The sequence below is a fragment of the Rhizobium brockwellii genome (genome assembly GCF_000769405.2).
Taxonomy (GTDB): Bacteria; Pseudomonadota; Alphaproteobacteria; order Rhizobiales; family Rhizobiaceae; genus Rhizobium; species Rhizobium brockwellii.
The window spans coordinates 4,761,257-4,780,542 of the sequence record NZ_CP053439.1 but is presented as its reverse complement, the minus strand read 5'-3'; the positions used below and the strand labels follow the sequence as shown (position 1 = coordinate 4,780,542).

Here is a 19,286-nt window from a genome sequence, read left to right as displayed (position 1 = left end):
TCATGCCCGAACCTGACAATGACGACAAAGAGCGCCGCCGCCGCGACAATTTGACCGAGTTCGTCCGGGCGGAATCTGCCGCCAAGGGCTTCGATCTCTGCCGCATCACCCGCCCGGACGCGATCCCGCAAGCCAAAGAGCGTCTCGGCCAGTTCATCGATGCCGGGCGCCACGGGACGATGGACTGGATGGCGGAGACGCGCGACCGGCGCGGCGATCCCCGCACACTCTGGAGCGAGGTGCGCTCCGTCGTCGTCTTCGGCCTGAATTACGCCCCGGAAGAAGATCCCCGCGCTATCCTCGACAAGCCGGACAAGGCAGCGATATCGGTCTATGCCCGCAACCGCGACTATCACGACGTCATCAAGGGCCGGCTGAAGGAAATCGCCACGCGCTTTGCGGCGCGGGCAGGCGCCGATGTGAAGGTCTTCGTCGATACGGCGCCTGTCATGGAGAAACCACTGGCAGAGGCAGCCGGGCTTGGCTGGCAAGGCAAACACACCAATCTCGTCAGCCGCGTTCATGGCTCCTGGCTGTTCCTCGGCACGATGTTCACCACCGCCGATCTTGCCGTCGACGCGCCAGAAACCGATCATTGCGGCTCCTGCCGCGCCTGTCTCGACATCTGTCCGACGGCTGCCTTTCCGGCGCCTTACCAGATCGACGCGCGGCGCTGCATCTCCTACCTCACCATTGAGCACAAGGGACCGATCGACGCCGATTTGCGCGTGCTGATCGGCAATCGAATCTATGGCTGCGACGACTGTCTTGCCGCCTGTCCCTGGAACAAGTTCGCAAGCTCCGCCTCCGAGATGAAGCTGCAGGCGCGGGAAGATCTGAAGGAGCCGTCGATCGCCTTTCTGCTGACACTCGACGATGTCGCCTTCCGTGGCTTCTTCAGCGGCTCGCCGGTGAAGCGGATCGGCCGCGACCGCTTCGTCCGCAATGTGCTGATCGCCGCCGGCAATTCCGGCGAGACGGCGCTCATCGGGCAATGTCGCGCGCTTTCGGTCGATCCCTCGCCCGTGGTGCGCGGCATGGCGGTCTGGGCGCTTTCCCGGCTGATGGAGGCTGGCGAATTTGCGGCCTTTGCCGCACAAAGGGCGAATGAGAGAGATGACGACGTCCTGAACGAATGGCGATTGGCGGGAGTGGGTTGATGCATGTGATGATCTTTGGCTGCGGTTATTCCGGCACAGCAATCGCCAAGGCCTTTGCCGGCGACGGCGTGCGGGTTTCCGGCACCACGCGTTCGCCAGACAAAGTCGAAGCGCTCCGCCGGAACGGCATTGAAGCATTCCTTTTCGACGGCGAGAGCTTGGAAGAGGGGCTTCGCCAGGCTTTGGAAGGCGTCACCCATCTGGTCCAGTCGATTGCCCCTGGAAAAGCCGACCCGCTGCTGCGGCTACTTGATAAAGACGGCGCATGCCTGCTGCCGAAGCTCGAGTGGATCGGTTATCTCTCCACCGTCGGCGTCTATGGCGATCACCAGGGCGCCTGGGTGAGCGAGGAAACGCCGTGCCTGCCGGTTTCCGGGCGATCGACGGAGCGGCTCGAGGCGGAAGAGGGTTGGCTGGCGATGGGCCGGGAGCGCGACGCGCCGGCGGCGGTGCTTCGCCTTTCCGGCATCTATGGGCCGGGCCGCAACGCCTTCTGCAATCTGGACAAGGGCACGGCGCGACGGCTGATCAAGAATGACCAGGTGTTCAACCGCATCCGCGTCGAGGATATTGGTGCTGCGACACGCTTTCTGTCGGAGCACAGCCTCGGCGGCATCTATAATGTCACCGACGACCGGCCCGGCCCGCCGCAGGATGTGATCGTCGAGGCAGCCCGCCTGATGGGCGTCGAACCGCCGCCGGAGCAGGCGTTCGAGACCGCCGAACTGACGCCGATGGCGCGCACTTTCTACGGCGAGAACAAACGGGTTTCGAACGCGAAACTGAAGGCCGCCGGCTTCGAATTCTCCTTCCCGAACTATCCCATGTCGCTTGCGCAATTATGGCGGGATGGACGCTGGCGTGGGGAGTAGAACTCAGTCCTGTTTGCGACGGATACGCTCACCCAAAATGAGTAGGAAATTCCTACTTTCCCGCTTTGGGCGGACAATTTTCGCCATATCTTATGGTTAACGGCCTTTGAATTTGCCCAAATGTGGCAGTAAATATGGCGAAATCGGAAAAATATTTTCGCGATTTTCGTGAACGCCATGGCGTTAACTATCCCTTCGGAAAATTCGTTCGGATTTTAACTGATTTTATTAGGTTTTTTCCACGCTTCGGCGTCGCGCACATTCCTGGAATCCCGACATCACACTCACGAATGTTACCGATTGTAATATTCCGTGAACAGCAGCGGCACTTTTTCGCCACTTTTTCACAGATTTAAGCCCCGCCGCCTGCAAGGGCGTGAGTTCAATAGTTGAGGGATACTCTGTTTTGAAGAACATACGTCGTTCTATTATCGCCGCTGTAACTATTGCAGCCTGTTCTTCCATGCTTCCGGCGGAGGGTTTTGCTGGCAATGGTTGTGGCGGTGCTTCATGGTACGCACTTCGCTCCAAAACTGCTTCCGGGGAACGTATGAACCCTGCCATCTTGACTGCCGCACATCGTTCGCTTGCTTTCGGCACCAAGGTGAAGGTCACCAACCGCAACAATGGCCGCACCGTCGTCGTTCGTATCAACGATCGTGGTCCGTTCATCCGTGGTCGCGTGATCGACCTGTCGCGCGCCGCCGCGCAGAATATCGGCATGGTAAGCTCCGGCACTGCGAAGGTCTGCTACCAGGTCGTCAGCTGAGGCCATCACTGACTGCGCCGGAAGCGGCGCTTGCTCTTGCCGTCAATCGCGGTTACCACCCGGTTGAGACTTGTGAACAAACGACTGCGTAACACTCGCGTTTGCGCTGATCGTTCACACGCCACGGCAATAGGAGACATGTGAATGCGTCTGGGCGGCCGCCTCGAAGGGGCGATTTCTGTGCTCGCGGACATCGATGCCCGCAAGCGGCCTGTCGCCGACGCGCTGAAGGACTGGGGCCTTGCGCACCGCTTCGCCGGCTCGGGCGATCGTGCTGCGATCGGCAACATCGTCTATGACGCACTGCGCATGCGGCTTTCCCATGCCTGGCTGATGGATGACGACAGTCCTGCTGCCATTGCCCATGCCGTCATGTTCCGCCAATGGGGTTTCACATCAGACAGCCTTGCCACTGAGCTGGCGGATGACAAGTTCGCGCCGGCACCGCTTTCGGCCGACGCTGTTGCGGCCTTTCAAACCCGCTCGCTCGACGATGCGCCACCGCATATCCGCGGCGATATTCCCGAATGGGTCCAACCCTCCTTCGAACAGGCCTTCGGCGCCGGATGGCTTGCCGAGGCACAGGCACTTGCCGCCCGACCGACGCTCGATCTGCGCGCCAACCTGCTCAAAGCCTCCCGCGACAAGGTCGTCAAGGCGCTCGAAAGAGCCAACGCGCATGCTGCGAAGATCGCCCGCCACGGTATCCGGATTGCCGCCGGCGAAGGCGCCTCGCGTCTTCCCAACGTGACAGCCGAGCTTTCGTTCCAAAAAGGCTGGTTCGAAGTTCAGGACGAGGGATCGCAGATCGTCGCCGACCTGGTGCTCGCCCATGATGGCGAACAGGTTCTCGACTATTGCGCCGGCGGCGGCGGCAAGACGCTCGCCATGGCGGCGGCCATGCAGAATAAGGGACAGGTTCACGCCTATGACGCCGATCGCAAGCGGCTGGCGCCGATTATCGAGCGGCTGAAGCGGGCGGGCACGCGCAATGTCCAGGTGCATGACGACGCCAGACAGCTCTCCGGCCTTGCCGGACGCTGCGACAAGGTGCTGGTCGACGCGCCCTGCACCGGCACCGGCACATGGCGGCGGCGCCCCGATACGAAATGGCGGCTGACGGCGAAGAACCTCGACGAACGCACCGCCCAGCAGCAGGACGCGCTGGCGCAGGCGAGCGGCTTCGTCAAGCCAGGCGGCGATCTGATCTATGTGACCTGCTCGGTCCTGCCCCAGGAGAACGAGGAACAGGCGCGCCGCTTCACGGCTGACAATCCCGGCTTTCAGATCGTCAGTGCCCTGCCTGCCTGGGATCAGCTCTTTGGAAAGCACGCCCCGCGTCCGCACTCTTCCGACGGCCTGTCGGTGACTCTGACCCCCGCCTCCACCGATACAGACGGCTTCTTCTTCTGCCGCATGCAGCGGAAGGGCTGACGCGACTTAGCGGAGGCCTCCGCAACTGCCGGTTTTTCAAGCAAATGCCGTTCAAAAATGACCGGTTAGCCACGCCTGTCCATTCTTAAAATCATTCCAAACTAGAGTGTTTGACACCAGTTTGCTTTTGCGCGAAGAGACGGAGCCCGATTAGACGGAAAATCCCGTCACAGGAGAGGATCATGAAGCTCAACACATTCCGCGCAGCCGTGCTGGCGATTGCCCCCGCCGCCCTGCTCGCCCTTCCTGCGCATGCCGCGACCGATGCTGCTAGCGTGGTGAAACACTATGCCGACGTGGCGCATGCAAAATACGAAGACTCGCTGACGACGGCCAAGGCGCTCGACGCCGCGATCGACGCCTTCCTGAAGGCGCCGACCGACGCGACGCTCAAGGCCGCCAGGGAGGCCTGGATCAAGGCGCGCGTCCCCTACCAGCAGACGGAAGTCTATCGCTTCGGCAATCCGATCGTCGACGACTGGGAAGGCAAGGTCAATGCGTGGCCGCTCGATGAAGGCCTGATCGACTATGTCGATGCTTCCTACGGCACCGAGAGCGACGAAAATTCTCTCTATGTGGCAAATGTCATCGCCAACAAGACGATCAAGATCGACGGCAAGGATGTCGACGCCTCCAAGCTGACGCCGGAATTCCTCTCCGGCACGCTGGCTGAGGCCGGCGGCATCGAAGCCAATGTCGCGACCGGCTATCACGCCATCGAATTCCTGCTCTGGGGTCAGGATCTGAACGGCACGGGTCCCGGCGCCGGCGATCGTCCGGCAACCGATTACGACCTCAAGAACTGCACGCACGGCAATTGCGACCGCCGCGCCGAATATCTGAAGTCCGCCTCCTTCCTGCTGGTTTCCGACCTGCAGGAAATGACCGACAACTGGACGCCGGACGGCGCTGCGACGAAGAACGTCGAAGCCGATCCGAAGGCCGGCCTCGTCGCGATCCTGACGGGCATGGGTTCGCTTTCCTACGGCGAGCTCGCCGGCGAGCGCATGAAGCTCGGCCTGTTGCTGCACGATCCGGAAGAAGAGCATGATTGCTTCTCGGACAATACCTACAACTCGCATCTCAACGACGCGATCGGCATCGCCGCCGCCTATACCGGCAACTATACCCGCGTCGACGGCACCAAGCTCAGCGGCCCGTCGCTGCATGATCTCGTGGCCGCCAAGGACAAGGCGCTCGATGCCGAAGTGGAAGGCAAGCTCAACAAGACGCTCGATGCGATGAATGCCATGGCAACGCGCGGCGAGACCGTCGAAAAGTACGATCAGATGATCGGCGAAGGCAACAAGGAAGGCAACGCCGTCGTTCAGGCCGCCATCGATGGGCTGATCGACCAAACGAAATCGGTGCAGCGCGTTATTGCCGCACTCGATCTCGGCACGGTTCAGCTTGAAGGTTCCGACAGCTTGGATAATCCTAACGCCGTCTTCAAATAAGCAAAAAGGCGGGCCGCTTCGAAAGCCGGAGCGGCCCGGACCCTGAAATGTCGCATGCCCCGGCCCGCCGATTTCTCGCCAGCGCAGCGCTCTGCGCCACGATTGCCGGTTTTTCCGTCAGCATCGCCGCCGGTTTCGATCTGCCGCGGAAACGCACCGACCTCTCCGAGGCCGATCTGAAACGTGTCGCCGATGTAACGAGGCCGACAGCGGATTTTTCCAAGGCCGAACAATACGAAGCCATGCAGGCAGGGGCTACGACCTCGATCGACCCTGTCACCGAGGACAGCTTCTCGCATATTTCGGCCAACATCCCCTTCGAGGAAGAGCAGAATTTCAAGCTCGGCAACGCGCTCTTCCGCAAGCTCTGGGTGTCCGCTCCTTCCTCGACGCAGGCTTCCGATGGTCTCGGGCCGCTGTTCAACGCCCGCTCCTGCATGAGCTGCCATGTCAATGACGGCCGCGGCAAACCGCCGGAAGGGGGGCCAAGCGCCACCTCGATGTTCCTGCGGCTTTCCCGCGCCGCCACGACGCCGGAGGAAGAAACGGCGGTCGCGAGGGCCGATGTCGTCAATTTTCCCGATCCGGTCTACGGCCATCAGCTGCAGGACCTCGCCGTTCCCGGCCTTGCTGCCGAAGGAAAGATGGCGATCAGCTACCACGAAGAGAGGGTGACGCTCGGCGACGGCGAGACAGTATCGCTGCGCCGGCCGAGTTATGCGGTGACGAACCTTGGCTATGGACCACTCGACCCCGCGACGACGATTTCGCCGCGTGTCGCCTCGGCGATGATCGGCCTCGGACTGATCGAGGCCATTCCCGAGGCCGATATCCTGGCCCACGCCGATCCTGATGATGCCGACGGCGACGGCATCTCCGGCAAGGCGGCAATCGTGCGCGACCATCGCAGCGGCAATATCGCGCTTGGACGATTCGGCTGGAAGGCACAGAACGCCACGGTGCGCGACCAGAGTGCCGACGCCTTTGCCAACGATATCGGCATCTCGACGCCCGATCACCCGGACGCACAGGGCGATTGCACCAAGGCGGAAGAGAAATGCCTTGCTATGCCGACCGGGGTGCAGAAACGCCTGGGCGCAGAAGAAGCGCCGGGTCCCATTCTCGACCTCGTCACCTTCTATTCCGAAAATCTCGCCGTTCCCGCACGGCGCAAGGCGAGCTTCGCCGAGACCCTGCAGGGCAAGCGGATCTTCTACGAAAGCCGCTGCATTTCCTGCCATGTGCCGAAATTCGTCACCCGGAGGGATACGCCGGACAAGGCGCAGTCCTTCCAGCTGATCTGGCCCTATTCCGACTTTCTTCTGCACGACATGGGCGACGGGCTCGCCGACGGGCAGCAGGTTGGTCTTGCAAGCGGACGTGAATGGCGCACGCCGCCGCTATGGGGTATAGGACTGACCCGAACTGTCAGCGGACACAGCTTTTTCCTGCATGACGGCCGTGCGCGTGATCTCACCGAAGCGATCCTCTGGCATGGCGGCGAAGCTGAAAAGGCCCGCAACGCTTTCTCCTCCCTGCCGAAAGACGACAGGGCGGCCCTGATTACATTCCTGGAGTCACTTTGATGCGCCTTTGGCACCCCCTGCTCTGCCTCACTCTGATCGGCCTCGCGACATCAGCGGCCGCCCAGACGGCCACTCCCCCGGCAGGGTTGAACGAGGATGCCGTTCCCGCCGTCATGCAGCGCGCCGTCGACGAGGTGATCCGTCCCGGCTATCGCAACATGCAGCAATCGGCCGCCCGGCTGACGACGGCGATGAAGGATCTTTGCGCCGACGGCACGCAGCAGACCCTCGACAAGGCGAAGTCCACCTTCGACGATACGATCCGCTATTGGTCGATCATCGAGATCGTCCAGACCGGACCTGTTATTCAGGACAATCTCTTCGAGCACATCCTGTTTTATCCCGACCGCAAGGGCGTTGGCCTCAAGCAGGTGCAGGCGCTGATCGCCAAGGCCGACCCGAAGGATGCGACTGTTGATGCGATCGCCGGCAAGAGTGTTGCGTTGCAAGGCCTGACGGCGCTGGAATACGTCCTTTATGGCAATGGCTCCGACGATCTCGTCGGGCAGAAGGGCAGTTTCCGCTGCCTTTACGGCGAGGCGGTCGCCGGTAATATCCAGCGTGAGGCCGGCGAAGTCGTCGCCGCCTGGGAAAAGCCGGATGGCGTGCAGGCGAGCTGGAAACACCCAGGCCCGCAGAGCAATGATTTCATGGACAACAAGGAAGCGGTGACGGCGCTGCTCGGCATTCTGGTCCATGGTGCGGAGAATGTCCGCGACCAGCGGCTGGAGCAGTTCTACAAGGGCAAAGACACCGCGCCACGGCCGCGCATGGCGATCTACTGGCGCTCCAAAAATACCTGGAAATCGATGGCCGCCAATCTGGAGGGCCTGCGCACGCTCTGGCAGAAGGCCGGCATGGCCGAGCTTCTGCCAGCGGACAAGCAGCCGATTGCCGCCTCGATCGACGAGGACTTCAAATCGCTGCTCGACAGCGTGCCGAAGCTCAATCCCGACATCGATGTCGCCACAAGCGATGCGGAGAAGGCCAAGCTCGATACGCTGCTTGCCGACAGCCGCGACCTGATCACCAGGATCAGCGACGAATATGGCGCGGCGATCGGCCTTTCGGCCGGCTTTTCCTTTTCGGACGGAGACTGAGACGATGATGCGAAGTGCCGCGATCGACCGACGCAACTTCGTCAAGGCGGCCGGCCTTGGCTTCCTTGCAACCTTGGCGCCAAGGTCGCTGATGGCGGTGGAGCGGACCGATGCGGTCTATGCCTCGGGCATTCGGGCAGCCGACGGCTCCTTTGCCGTCGCGACCGTGACCGAGCGCGGCGAGATCGTCGATCAGGTAACGCTTCCCGCCCGCGCCCACGGCATGGCCTTCAGCGCTGCCACCGGCAAGACTGTCGCCTTTGCACGGCGGCCCGGCACCTATGCAATGATCTTCGATCCCTGGAACAAAAGCGAACCGATCGTCATCAGCTCCAGGGAGGACCGGCATTTCTACGGCCACGGCGCCTTCTCTCCTGACGGTCGTTTGCTCTACGCCAGCGAGAACGACTTCGACGGCAATCGCGGCATGATCGGCCTCTACGACGCCACCGACCGCTTCACCCGCATCGGCGAATTCGAGACCTACGGCATCGGTCCGCACGACATGACGGTGTCCGATGACGGGCGCCTGCTCATCGTCGCCAATGGCGGCATCGAGACGCATCCGGATTTCGGCCGCACCAAGCTCAATCTTGGCGAGATGCAGCCGTCGCTGGCGCTGATCGATGCGGCGACCGGGGCGCTGGTCGAAAAACATGTGCTGCCGGCGGAATGGGCAGAACTCTCCACCCGCCACGTCGATCTCGACGGCGCGGGCCGCATTTGGTTCGCCTGCCAGTATGAAGGCCACCGCAAGGATTTGCCGCCGCTTGTCGGCCATTTCGCCAAAGGCGAAGATCTTTCCTTCATCGACCTGCCGGAGGAGACGACGCGCCGGCTCGCCAATTACGTCGGGGCGATCGCCGTCAATCGCAGCGAAGGTCTCGTCGGCATCACCTCGCCGAAGGGCGGCGCCTCGGTGACCATCGACGCAAGGACCGGCAAGGTACTGGCCGAGACCGTCGTTCCCGATGCGGCGGGCATCGCCCCGGCAAGAAGCGGCTTTGCCGTTTCCTCCTACGATGGCGATTTCCTGTCGACCCGCAGTGAGGTCGCCTGGGATCAGCACATCGTGCGGATCTAATCACGGAAGCAGAGTCTTAGCCGGCGCGGGAATAGGCTTTCTGCTCAGCGCTGACGCTCGATGCCGCGGCCCTTGCCGCCTCGTGCAGCCAGTCGTTTCCCCGCACCGCCAAGTCCTTCAGGATCGCCGCAACCGCCGCCGCATCGTCGGAATGGCAATTGGCGATCTCGAAGCCCATCAGTTCCAGCATCGTCGGCGAAAGCAGGATCTCCGGATTCCGGTCGATTTCGATCTTGCAGCTGTTCGGCGAGAGCCGGCGCACGAGGATGCGGCCGGAGACCCGGTAGTGCGGATCGGCTGAGCGCGCCCGCCCATTGGCGATCTCTTCGGCATGGATCGCCACGTCCTGCGGGTTGTGGCGAAGCGACCAGGCGGACGGCAGCAGCGCCTTCGCCTCGCGTAGCACCGGCCCACCCTGCCATTCGGCATAGGCGACGAAACGCGGCCGGCCGAGGCTGCCGGTGCCGCCGCTGCGTGGCTTCGGCACGAAGGATCCTGCCCCGGACGGCAACGCGTCGGCGAGCGCCTTGACATAGGCTAGTGGTGGCGGCTTGCTGCCGGGAAGCAACATTTCGTATTTCTCCCAGAATTCCCGCCGTTCGGAATTCGGCAGCAGCAGCGCCTTGCGCAGCCATTTGTGGTCGCGCTCGAGGATGACGGGCAATGGATTTTCGAGGCCCCTGCGATAGCCGCTCAAGATCAATTCGCCGATCATGCGAACCGAGGGACCGTCGTCGCCGCGCGCCAGGACGGCGCTTGCCGCAATACGAACGAGATCCAACGCATAGGGCATCACCGCCGCGTCGTCGAAATCATTGATACCCCAGACGAGCCGGCCCTCGACATCGCGCCAGGTGCCGAAATTCTCCAGATGCGTGTCGCCGATCGCCAGCACCTCAGGGGCGACTGTCAGTTCGGGGCAGATATCGAGGATGATCTCGCACCAGCGCCAATAGGTGGCGCGCAGGAAGACGAAATCGCCGCTTCGCATCTTCTCGTGCTTCTCCCGGAGATCGTCCTTGACGAGATCGTCGCCGAGTTCACCGGCCAGCCAGGTCTCGAAATTCCGCACCGATTGCGATATCGTCGTCATGCCGCCGGCACTCCATCATTTCACGACCCGTGCGGAGAATACGCGTGCCGCGCGAAGCTGCAATCGTCTTCGCATCGGATCGCCACGATCCAGCGGTATTTGGCCAGCGGTACCGGCCAGCTGGGCCGGCTTGCACGGCGACGCAAAGGTGAAAGGTTGCCCCGGCGACACGGTCCCCGGTTTCCATCGCCGCCCGGACCGATTTCAGCAATGTCCAGCTTGTCGAATGCGGCGCGCCATGCCAATTTCGCGGCTGCAAGAGGGGCAGACATGAGCGAGACTGACAGGGGCGATTTCCGCGCGCGAATCCGCCGCAATTTTGCGCGGCAGGCGGCGATGGAAACGATCGGCGCGGAGCTGACGCGTGTCGAGCACGGCGTCGTCGAGATCGAGTTGCCCTTCGACGTCAAACTGACACAGCAGCACGGCATCCTGCATGCGGGCATCATTTCCGCAGCGCTCGATTCGGCCTGTGGCTTTGCCGCCTATAGCGTCATCGACCCGGAAGCCTCGATCCTGACGATCGAGTTCAAGGTCAATCTCATGTCGCCGGGGCGCGGCGATCGCTTCCTGTTTCGCGGGGAAATCACCAAACCCGGCTCCACCATTATCGTCGCCGACGGACGAGGCTACGCGATCAGCGACGGACCGGCGAAACTCATCGCCTCCATGACCGGGACGATGATGGTGATCCGCGGTAGAGAGGGCATTACGGGATGAAGTTCGAACTGAAATCGGTCGCGGGGAAATCCATCCTTTTCGTCATGGCGGCGGAGGCCGAATATGGTCCCTTCCTGCGCTCGCGCATCGAACCTCTGATGACCGGCGTCGGCCCGGTCGAGGCCGCCATAGCGCTGAGCAAGACATTGGCGCGGCTGGATGCCGTCGACGAGCTGCCCGATCTCGTCGTGTCCCTCGGCTCGGCCGGCTCCGCGAAACTGGAGCAGACCGAAATCTATCAGGTGACCTCGGTTTCCTACCGCGACATGGACGCCTCGCCGCTCGGCTTCGAAAAGGGCAAGACACCCTTTCTCGACCTGCCGGCAACGCTCGAACTGCCGCTGCGCATTCCCGGCATTGCCGAAGCAAGTCTTTCCACCGGCGGCAACATCATCTCGGGCGCCGCCTATACCAATATCGACGCCGACATGGTCGACATGGAGACCTATGCGGTGCTGCGCGCCTGCCAGGGCTACAAGCTGCCGTTGATCGGCCTTCGCGGCATTTCAGACGGCGCCGTCGAGCTGCAGCATATTTCGGGCTGGACCGAATATCTGCACATCGTCGACCGCAAGCTCTCCTATGGCGTCGACAGCCTGTTCACGGCGCTGGAGGATGGGGTTTTCTGGTTCTGAGCCGCCGAATGCGGGACAATTGGAACAATAAAAACCCGATGCCGCCGATTTCCCGGATTGCAAGGCGAAGCGCTTTTCATTAAAGCCTCGCCATGACCCAGACAGCACATCCCGACTCCGTTCTCATCGTCGATTTCGGCAGCCAGGTGACCCAGCTCATCGCACGGCGCGTGCGCGAGGCCGGCGTCTATTGCGAGATCGTTCCCTTCCAATCGGCCGAAGAGGCTTTCAAACGCCTGCAGCCGAAGGCCGTGATCCTGTCCGGCAGCCCGGCTTCCACGGTGGACGAGGGGTCGCCGCGAGCGCCCCAGATCATCTTCGACAGCGGCCTGCCGGTCTTCGGCATCTGCTACGGCCAGCAGACGATGTGCATGCAGCTCGGCGGCAAGGTCGAAAGCGGTCATCACCGCGAATTCGGCCGCGCCTTCCTCGAGGTCGACAGGGACTGCCAGCTGTTCGAGGGCCTCTGGTCCTCCGGCTCGCGCCATCAGGTCTGGATGAGCCATGGCGACCGCGTCACCGCGCTGCCGGATGGTTTCGAGGTGGTCGCCACCTCCTCCAACGCGCCCTACGCCTTCATCGCCGACGAGAAGCGGAAATATTACGGCGTGCAGTTCCATCCCGAGGTCGTGCATACGCCTGATGGCGCCAAGCTGATCGGTAATTTCATTCACAACATTGCCGGCATCAAGGGCGACTGGTCGATGTCGGCCTACCGGCAGAAGGCGGTCGAGCAGATCCGCGCGCAGGTGGGCGACAAGCGTGTCATCTGCGCGCTTTCGGGCGGCGTCGACAGCTCCGTCGCAGCCCTGTTGATCCACGAGGCCGTCGGCGACCAGCTGACCTGCATCCTCGTCGACCACGGCTTGATGCGCAAGGACGAGGCGGCCGGCGTCGTCGCCATGTTCCGCGAGCACTACAATCTGCACCTGCTGCACGTCGATGCCGCCGATCGTTTCATCGGTGAGCTCGAAGGCGTCAGCGACCCGGAAACCAAGCGCAAGATCATCGGCAGGCTGTTCATCGAGACCTTTGAGGAAGAGGCAAAGAAGCTCGGCGGCGCCGACTTCCTCGGCCAGGGCACGCTCTATCCCGACGTGATCGAAAGCGTTTCCTTCACCGGCGGCCCGTCGGTGACGATCAAATCGCACCACAATGTCGGTGGTCTGCCGGAGCGCATGAAGATGCAGCTCGTGGAACCCTTGCGCGAGCTCTTCAAGGACGAGGTGCGCGCGCTCGGCCGCGAACTCGGCCTGCCCGACAGCTTCATCGGCCGCCACCCCTTCCCCGGCCCCGGCCTTGCCATCCGCTGCCCCGGCGGCATCACCCGCGAAAAGCTGGAGATCCTCCGCGAAGCCGATGCGATCTATCTCGACGAAATCCGCAAGGCGGGTCTCTACGACGCCATCTGGCAGGCCTTCGCCGTGCTGCTTCCAGTCCAGACCGTCGGCGTCATGGGCGACGGCCGCACCTACGAATTCGTCTGCGCGCTGCGTGCCGTCACCTCCGTCGACGGCATGACGGCGGACTTCTACCACTACGACATGGAATTCCTCGGCCGCGCCGCGACCCGCATCATCAACGAGGTGCGCGGCATCAACCGCGTCGTTTATGATGTGACGAGCAAGCCGCCGGGCACAATCGAGTGGGAGTAGGGGGCAGTCGGCGGCAATAGCGTAGTTTAGGCGGCGATGTGCGCTGCCGTGCTGCCGCCAAACGTCTATTCCTCACTCGCGCTGAGCGCCATTGATATCCTGTCGAAATTCGCAAACCCGATCTGCGTCCAATGCTCGGACGATGTAATGCAGCTTCAGGGAGTGAGAGAGCTGTGGCATAGAGCAGTGTGCACATGGGCGGGTCTGCTTCCACCCACATCCGCTCGCATCCGCGCAATCGCGTTGATCCCGAAAGCTGCTGTCCGTTCAGGCGGGGGGCATCGGACCGCACCTCGTCAAGAGCGAGGGTCGCGACTGGCGGTCCCCGTGCTCGTGTTCGATATCTGGGCGCCTGAGATGTTCTTGGAGAGCCAAATGAGGCAAGCCACTTGCGGGCGTTGCGCTCGGTGGACGATGGTGCATGTCCAGTCGGTTAGTCCAATCGAGCCCAGTCCACGAATTCGAGTGCATAGGGAGCGAACAGAAAATCGCGGATCGCCACGATCCGGTCATTCCGCCAATCGACCAGCACGAAATGCGCGGGTTTCTCCATCGGTCTACCGCTTTCGAAGACCAGCATGGCTGGGCGGCCCTCGACGGCGCCGAAGGCGAACCGCCATTTCGTTTCTTCGGCATAGCGCGTGAAATAGGGGGCGATCTTGTCGCGCCCTTCCCATTTGAGCCGGTTCACCAGTTCGAGTTTCACGTCGTTGGCGAGCATGGCGCGGATCGCATCGAAATCTCCTGTGCGGAACAGATCGACAAAGGTAGCCATCTTCTGGCGGGCCGCATCGGGCATCAGAGGCAGCCGGGTGTCCGTGGGCATCTGCGCGAGTCGCCGCAGCGCCACGCGGCCGCGTTGAAGCGCCGATTTGGCGGCTGCCGGCGTACACGCGGCTATGCTCGCGATCTCCTCGACCGAATGGCCGAGCACATCCTTTAGGATCACCGCGCAGCGCTGAAGTTCAGGCAGTTGCAGAAACGTCTGGAAGCCGACCGCAACGATGTCCGCCTCGGGCATCGGCGCCGCTTCCACGTCTTCGGTGAGCGGAACGACGGTATTCCGGGTCCCTCGACGCAGGAAGTCGAGGCTCGTATTGTGGGCGATGCGAAACAGCCAGCCCTCGAGATTGTCCACCCCGGCGCCCTCGGCTCGCGCGTGAAGGGCCTTGACGAGGGTATCTTGCAATACGTCCTCGCCATCGACCGCCGATCCCGTCATCCGCGCGCAGTAGCGATGAAGGCGTGGCCGCAGCGCGCTGAGACGAGCCTCGAATTCATCCGTGTTCATGTATCGAGACCACCTGCGGCGCGTCCGCGCTCTGTTCCGCCAAGGATTGGACAGCAATGTCGATAAGAATCCTCGACAGGTTGGCCGGTTGTGACAGGAATGGCGAGTGGCTGCTTTCCAATGTGTGGGTAATTGTCTTGCCGCCGATGGCACCGTCAACCATCGCAATCATGTGATCCTGGCCGGGCAACGGAACCGCGCAATCCCGTGTGCAGCGGATGTAATGGCGCGGCACCGTGCCAAATCTTTCAGGGGTAATTTCCGATGGGGCCAGTGCGCCAGCGTTCGATTCGTCGCAATGAAGTTGCGACGCCGCATGCTCGAATTCGGACTCCGACACGTCGCCATAAAACGAAGCTTTGAGCAGCGATCTATAGGCTTCGTCGGTCGACCCAGCATTGATCCTTGTCGCACCGATGGAGGCGGGGTCGCCCACGAACAGCCGAGGCGACAGAGCCGAAGACATGGTTTCATGCTGGAGCATCGCCAGCAGCGGCATGCCGTTCGGCGCCATGAACCCCGCAATATATACGACCGCGAGAATCAGGTTCGGAACCTGCTCGGCGACCCCCGAAATCGTCATCCCGCCGGCTGAGTGCCCGACCAGGATGACCTTGCCGTCGCTGAATGATGCAGCTTCTTTTATCAACGCGACTACCGCTTGCGTCCGTTCCCGCTGCGTGAGGCCGGCGATAGGCGATTGCTCGGCGGCGAACGCAGCGGGGTCGAACGGACGACGACCGAGCGATGTTGGCGCTATAGCATTTACCCCGGCGCCGGGAAGGTCGAGGGTCAACGCCGCGAAGCCCTGGGCTTCAAGTATTGGTGTAACCTTGTTCCACGCCGAATGGTTGTGCCAACCGCCATGAACAAGGACAAAAGCTGCTTTGGACATCGACATCGACGATCCTTTTTCGTTCGATTTACGCTCTTCGCGACCCGCGGCCGCAATAGATCGGTTCAAACTTCCCTGGTGTCGAAAACGAACATTTGAACGCCCGAGTCATCAGGTGCATAAAGTCGGCGATCCGCCCCAGCCGCTTGCCCCTCCGAGCTTGCAAACCCCTTTTTCATCGCGTTAATATCGTCAAAATAGACCGTCCCAATCAGGTGAACATCAGGCGGTCCGGCTATCACCGTGATCGGTCCGTTGCTGATCTCGTATTTTCTGAGACCCGGAATCTTCTTAGCTAGAGGTATGTGCGTCTCGAAATAGTGCTTTTCGAACGCTTTCACGTCAACGGGCTTCTTGTAAACAACGACCATTTTAGCCATTGCGCTTCTCCTTTTGCGAATTTCGTGACGAAGGCTTATTCTCGCGTTGGTCTTCACCGACTCTTGCTCAACACTGCTGCGCCCAGGAACGAGTCGACACTCGCCAGCGCGAGGATCTTCGGGAAAAAGGCTTTCATGCGCGGGTCATCGCGCATCGTCACGACAGCGTCGGGAGTCTCCCACTCGGAGTATATGACGATGTTGGTGCCGTCCCTGGCGGCGATCAGCCGGGTCGACTTCCAGCCGGCAAGCGTGCTGACCACGGTGTCGGTGTTCTGTTTCAAGAGAGCGATCAGCGCCTCCTGTTTCGTCGGTTCGACCTTCAGCAGATTGATCAGAACGACGGGTTCGTCGGACATGGTAGGTCCTCTTCTGTTACTTACACACCAAGGACGAAACGGCGGGTGGAAACGGATCGCGGCGTTGGAAAAATTTTGGAGAGGTCATCTCGGTAGAGTGCGGTTTGCCGACTGTCTGCGACGCCAAGTGCGACTGCCCGACTCCCTTGGCGGTCGTGCACCGTTCGGTGCGGGAATGCACCATGATCGACTGGGACGACGTTCGCTACTTTCTTGCCGCCGCGCGCGGAGGCTCATTGCGGGCTGCCGCCAAGCGCCTCGGGGTGAACCACGCGACGGTGCTGCGACGCATCGCCCAGCTCGAGGAACGGCCTCGGGGCGCAGATGTTCGAAAAGCTGCCTTCGGGCTACCGCTTGACGGCTGCGGGCGAGGAGGTCCTCCAGCTCGCGGAGCAGATGGAAGCCTCGTCGCACCAGCTGGAGACGCGCGTCTTCGGCCGCGACCAGAGCGTGCGCGGTCTTTTGCGGGTGACGTTGGCACCGACCCTTGCGACACACCTGCTGATGCCGGACTTCGCCGATTTCGCGCGTCTGCATCCTGATATCGAGATGGAAATCGTGTCGTCCGGCGAGCTGGCGAATCTGACCAACCGAGAGGCCGATGTGGCGATCCGCGTCGTCTATGACCGCAAGACCCTGCCGCTCAATCTTCACGGCCTGAAGGGATCGGATATATTCGGCGGTATCTACATGTCCCGCGATCTGCTGGCAGCGTGGCGTGCGGGCGCGCCGGATCCCATCCGGTGGATCGTCATAAGCATGCATGGCATCCCGGACTGGGTGCGCGACGGCGAGGTTCGCACCACGGGGGTTCCGTTCAGGACCACGGACGGCGAGGCGCAGATCGTTGCTGTACGGCAAGGGCTCGGGATCACCACGCTGCCGTGCTTCGTCGGAGATGCCGATCCCCACCTGGTGAGGGTGCCGGGCACCGACCTGCACATGTACGGAACGCTCTGGCTTCTCACACAGGGGGAGACACGCAAGACGAAGCGCGTCCGGCTCTTCACGGAGTTCGTATCCGGCAGGCTCGCCGCCTACGCTCCGCTTCTCACGGGGCTGTCCATATCGCGCGACTGACGCCCGGCAGGTCGCCGGCGACGCTTGCCGTCATCCGGCCGGAAGCCGCGCTGGGATTTTCATCCGGCGCGTCGCGAGATCAAGCCGGAACGTAGATCAACCTGATCACATCCTCGCCAATCCGGTCATGAGCCATCAGGCGGAGCGGCGGCCGAGGTCCGGCGAAATATGGCTTGCCGTGACCGATCACGACGGGGTGCAGGTAGATTCGATACTCGTCGATCAGGCCAAGTTCGGTGAGGCTTTGCGCCAAATTGGGGCCGGCAACTTCGATCTCCCCGTCGCGTTCCGCCTTCAGCTTGCGGATCGCGGCCTCAAGATCTTCCCCAACAAGCCTGGCGTTGGGACCGACCGACTTCAACGAGCGCGAGACGACCCATTTCGGCTGGCTCCGCCACGCCGCCGCGAAGGCCTGTCGCTCTGCGTCCCATTCAGGATGTTCGTCGTCCCAGTAACGCATGACCTCATACATCTGGCGACCATACACGCTGCCCGTCTGCCGCTGAGCCTCCTCGATGAAGTGGCGGAAGAGCGTGGGGCTTGGCCCAAACGCCGTATGATCGACGTAGCCGTCCAGGGACTGGTTCATTCCGAACACAAGCTTAGCCATCTTCACTTCCTTTCCTCAAACGGCATCCGCGCAGGCCTGATTGCATTATGCAATCAGTTGCAAATTGGCTCAACTGATTTGTTATTGCAATTGGTTTTGAGTGCGCATAAATCCGCGACCTGATGGTCGCCAACCGGCCGGCCTGGGTGGACAACGGCCTGTCCGCTTCCAGCGATCAGAATGGACAAGCCGTCATCACAGGGCGCTATTTCAGCGGCAGAAACAACTCCGCCACCGCCTCATGCTCCGCCACTTCCGGGAAGAAGCTCAGCCGTTGGCAATAGATTGGGAAGTTGCGTGCTTCCTCGCCGCTGGCCGGAAGCCATTCGCGATAAAGGTAGAGCGCGGCGGGCTCCAGATTGTCGGTGTTGCCGACGACGCGCAGCACCGCGCAGCGTCCGCCAGGGATCTCGCCGGCCTTGATCTCTTCGCCGTTCGCCCCGATCGGTTGGTCGGTCCCGACACAAAGATCGACGCTATAATCGGCAGGCGACTGAGGACGCCGCTCGGAACGCCAGACGTTGAAGGTCGGACTTGTCCTGGGGTGCAGGCCAGCGGCCTTGCGCCAGGCGATGAACCGCTGGATGGTGGCGCCGAGCGACGCCGGATCGCCCCGATGCTCCATGATCGCCACCGGCGTGGTGGGCACATTGCGAATTATCACGTCGTCAGTGGTAAAAGTCTTCTGCATGAGCTTGCTCCTTGCATTGTCGAGAGGCCCGAAGGCGGCAAGCCACGGCTCCCAGTCGGGAGACTTCCGAAACGACGAAGGCGATTGTCCGAACCGTTGCCGAAAGGCGCGGGCGAAGGCATCCGGTGCATCGTAGCCGGCATCCATCGCTATATCGGTGACGCGTTCTTCGTCCCGGTAAGCCAGCCGGTATGAAGCGCGCTTCATGCGGGCAAGCTGGATATAGCGATGCACGGACAATCCGAAGGTCGCCGTGAACTGCCGGTGGAAATGAAACTTCGAGAAGGCCGCGACGCCGCTCAGAAGGTCAAGATCGAGATCGTCATCGAGGTACTGGTCGACATAATCCAGCACTCGCTGCATCCGCTCATGATAGTTCCGAAGCGCTGCGGTCATTCGTCTTGGTCTCCGTGGC

18 protein-coding genes and 1 pseudogene are annotated in these 19,286 nt (G+C 62.0%); 12 read left to right on the top strand and 7 right to left on the bottom strand.

The annotated features are described in order from the left end of the window. Positions 1-2 precede the first annotated feature (2 nt). The 8 genes from queG (at position 3) to RLCC275e_RS23285 (ending at position 9,462) form a co-directional block, all read left to right on the top strand. On the top strand, positions 3-1,160 hold the full coding sequence (queG, locus tag RLCC275e_RS23320) for a tRNA epoxyqueuosine(34) reductase QueG (protein WP_033181243.1): 1,158 nt from the start codon (positions 3-5) through the stop codon (positions 1,158-1,160). Further along, complete coding sequence (locus RLCC275e_RS23315) at positions 1,160-2,032, top strand: SDR family oxidoreductase (protein WP_033181242.1); 873 nt, start codon at positions 1,160-1,162, stop codon at positions 2,030-2,032. The genes queG and RLCC275e_RS23315 overlap by 1 nt, the downstream gene beginning before the upstream one ends. Positions 2,033-2,438: 406 nt before the next feature. Next, positions 2,439-2,801, top strand: a complete 363-nt coding sequence (locus tag RLCC275e_RS23310) for a septal ring lytic transglycosylase RlpA family protein (protein WP_011650128.1) — start codon at positions 2,439-2,441, stop codon at positions 2,799-2,801. 144 nt (positions 2,802-2,945) lie between these two features. Further along, positions 2,946-4,235: an RsmB/NOP family class I SAM-dependent RNA methyltransferase gene (locus tag RLCC275e_RS23305; RefSeq protein WP_033181241.1), complete on the top strand. Its 1,290-nt coding sequence runs from the start codon at positions 2,946-2,948 to the stop codon at positions 4,233-4,235. A gap of 182 nt (positions 4,236-4,417) precedes the next feature. Beyond that, positions 4,418-5,692: an imelysin family protein gene (locus RLCC275e_RS23300; protein ID WP_033181240.1), complete on the top strand. Its 1,275-nt coding sequence runs from the start codon at positions 4,418-4,420 to the stop codon at positions 5,690-5,692. A gap of 47 nt (positions 5,693-5,739) precedes the next feature. Then, positions 5,740-7,278, top strand: a complete 1,539-nt coding sequence (locus RLCC275e_RS23295) for a di-heme oxidoreductase family protein (RefSeq protein WP_033181239.1) — start codon at positions 5,740-5,742, stop codon at positions 7,276-7,278. Then, on the top strand, positions 7,278-8,378 hold the full coding sequence (locus RLCC275e_RS23290) for an imelysin family protein (protein ID WP_033181238.1): 1,101 nt from the start codon (positions 7,278-7,280) through the stop codon (positions 8,376-8,378). Before RLCC275e_RS23295 ends, RLCC275e_RS23290 begins: the two co-directional genes overlap by 1 nt. A 4-nt stretch (positions 8,379-8,382) precedes the next feature. Then, entirely contained in the window at positions 8,383-9,462 is a 1,080-nt protein-coding gene (locus RLCC275e_RS23285; RefSeq protein ID WP_033181237.1) for a DUF1513 domain-containing protein, read from the top strand. 16 nt (positions 9,463-9,478) lie between these two features. Here RLCC275e_RS23285 and RLCC275e_RS23280 read toward each other — a convergent pair whose 3' ends face one another. Continuing rightward, a complete protein-coding gene (locus RLCC275e_RS23280) occupies positions 9,479-10,555 on the bottom strand; it encodes a DUF2252 family protein (RefSeq protein ID WP_033181236.1) in 1,077 nt (358 codons plus the stop codon). Positions 10,556-10,825: 270 nt separating this feature from the next. Here RLCC275e_RS23280 and RLCC275e_RS23275 point away from each other — a divergent pair, with 270 nt between their 5' ends. The 3 genes from RLCC275e_RS23275 to guaA all read left to right on the top strand — a co-directional run bounded on the left by RLCC275e_RS23275 (position 10,826) and on the right by guaA (position 13,565). Further along, positions 10,826-11,275 carry a PaaI family thioesterase gene (locus RLCC275e_RS23275; protein WP_003544704.1) on the top strand — a complete coding sequence of 150 codons (450 nt, stop codon included), beginning with the start codon at positions 10,826-10,828 and terminating at the stop codon, positions 11,273-11,275. Next, the gene (locus RLCC275e_RS23270) at positions 11,272-11,910 is read left to right on the top strand and encodes a 5'-methylthioadenosine/S-adenosylhomocysteine nucleosidase (protein WP_130670151.1); all 639 of its coding nucleotides are present in this window, start codon (positions 11,272-11,274) and stop codon (positions 11,908-11,910) included. Before RLCC275e_RS23275 ends, RLCC275e_RS23270 begins: the two co-directional genes overlap by 4 nt. 92 nt (positions 11,911-12,002) lie before the next feature. Beyond that, positions 12,003-13,565 (top strand): glutamine-hydrolyzing GMP synthase, encoded by a 1,563-nt coding sequence (gene guaA / locus RLCC275e_RS23265; RefSeq protein WP_033181235.1) that lies wholly within the window; start codon positions 12,003-12,005, stop codon positions 13,563-13,565. A 433-nt stretch (positions 13,566-13,998) separates the two neighbouring features. On the opposite strand, the gene RLCC275e_RS23260 is transcribed toward guaA, so the two are convergent. From RLCC275e_RS23260 to RLCC275e_RS23245, 4 genes are read right to left on the bottom strand one after another with little or no spacing between them, the layout of a single operon-like run. Beyond that, positions 13,999-14,856: a sigma-70 family RNA polymerase sigma factor gene (locus RLCC275e_RS23260; RefSeq protein ID WP_033181234.1), complete on the bottom strand. Its 858-nt coding sequence runs from the start codon at positions 14,854-14,856 to the stop codon at positions 13,999-14,001. Next, positions 14,843-15,757: an alpha/beta fold hydrolase gene (locus tag RLCC275e_RS23255; RefSeq protein WP_050516812.1), complete on the bottom strand. Its 915-nt coding sequence runs from the start codon at positions 15,755-15,757 to the stop codon at positions 14,843-14,845. Before RLCC275e_RS23255 ends, RLCC275e_RS23260 begins: the two co-directional genes overlap by 14 nt. Positions 15,758-15,816: 59 nt before the next feature. Beyond that, positions 15,817-16,131 (bottom strand): EthD family reductase, encoded by a 315-nt coding sequence (locus tag RLCC275e_RS23250; RefSeq protein ID WP_033181233.1) that lies wholly within the window; start codon positions 16,129-16,131, stop codon positions 15,817-15,819. A 53-nt stretch (positions 16,132-16,184) separates the two neighbouring features. Beyond that, the gene (locus tag RLCC275e_RS23245; RefSeq protein WP_050516811.1) at positions 16,185-16,490 is read right to left on the bottom strand and encodes an antibiotic biosynthesis monooxygenase; all 306 of its coding nucleotides are present in this window, start codon (positions 16,488-16,490) and stop codon (positions 16,185-16,187) included. A gap of 182 nt (positions 16,491-16,672) precedes the next feature. Here RLCC275e_RS23245 and RLCC275e_RS23240 point away from each other — a divergent pair. Beyond that, positions 16,673-17,570 (top strand): annotated as a pseudogene (locus tag RLCC275e_RS23240) (LysR family transcriptional regulator). A 79-nt stretch (positions 17,571-17,649) separates the two neighbouring features. Here the strand turns inward: RLCC275e_RS23240 and RLCC275e_RS23235 are convergent. Both RLCC275e_RS23235 and RLCC275e_RS23230 read right to left on the bottom strand, forming a co-directional pair. Further along, positions 17,650-18,180, bottom strand: coding sequence for a dihydrofolate reductase family protein (locus tag RLCC275e_RS23235; RefSeq protein WP_033181187.1), 531 nt, complete (start codon positions 18,178-18,180; stop codon positions 17,650-17,652). 205 nt (positions 18,181-18,385) lie between these two features. Next, a complete protein-coding gene (locus tag RLCC275e_RS23230; RefSeq protein ID WP_033181186.1) occupies positions 18,386-19,267 on the bottom strand; it encodes an AraC family transcriptional regulator in 882 nt (293 codons plus the stop codon). Between the last annotated feature and the right edge of the window lie 19 nt (positions 19,268-19,286).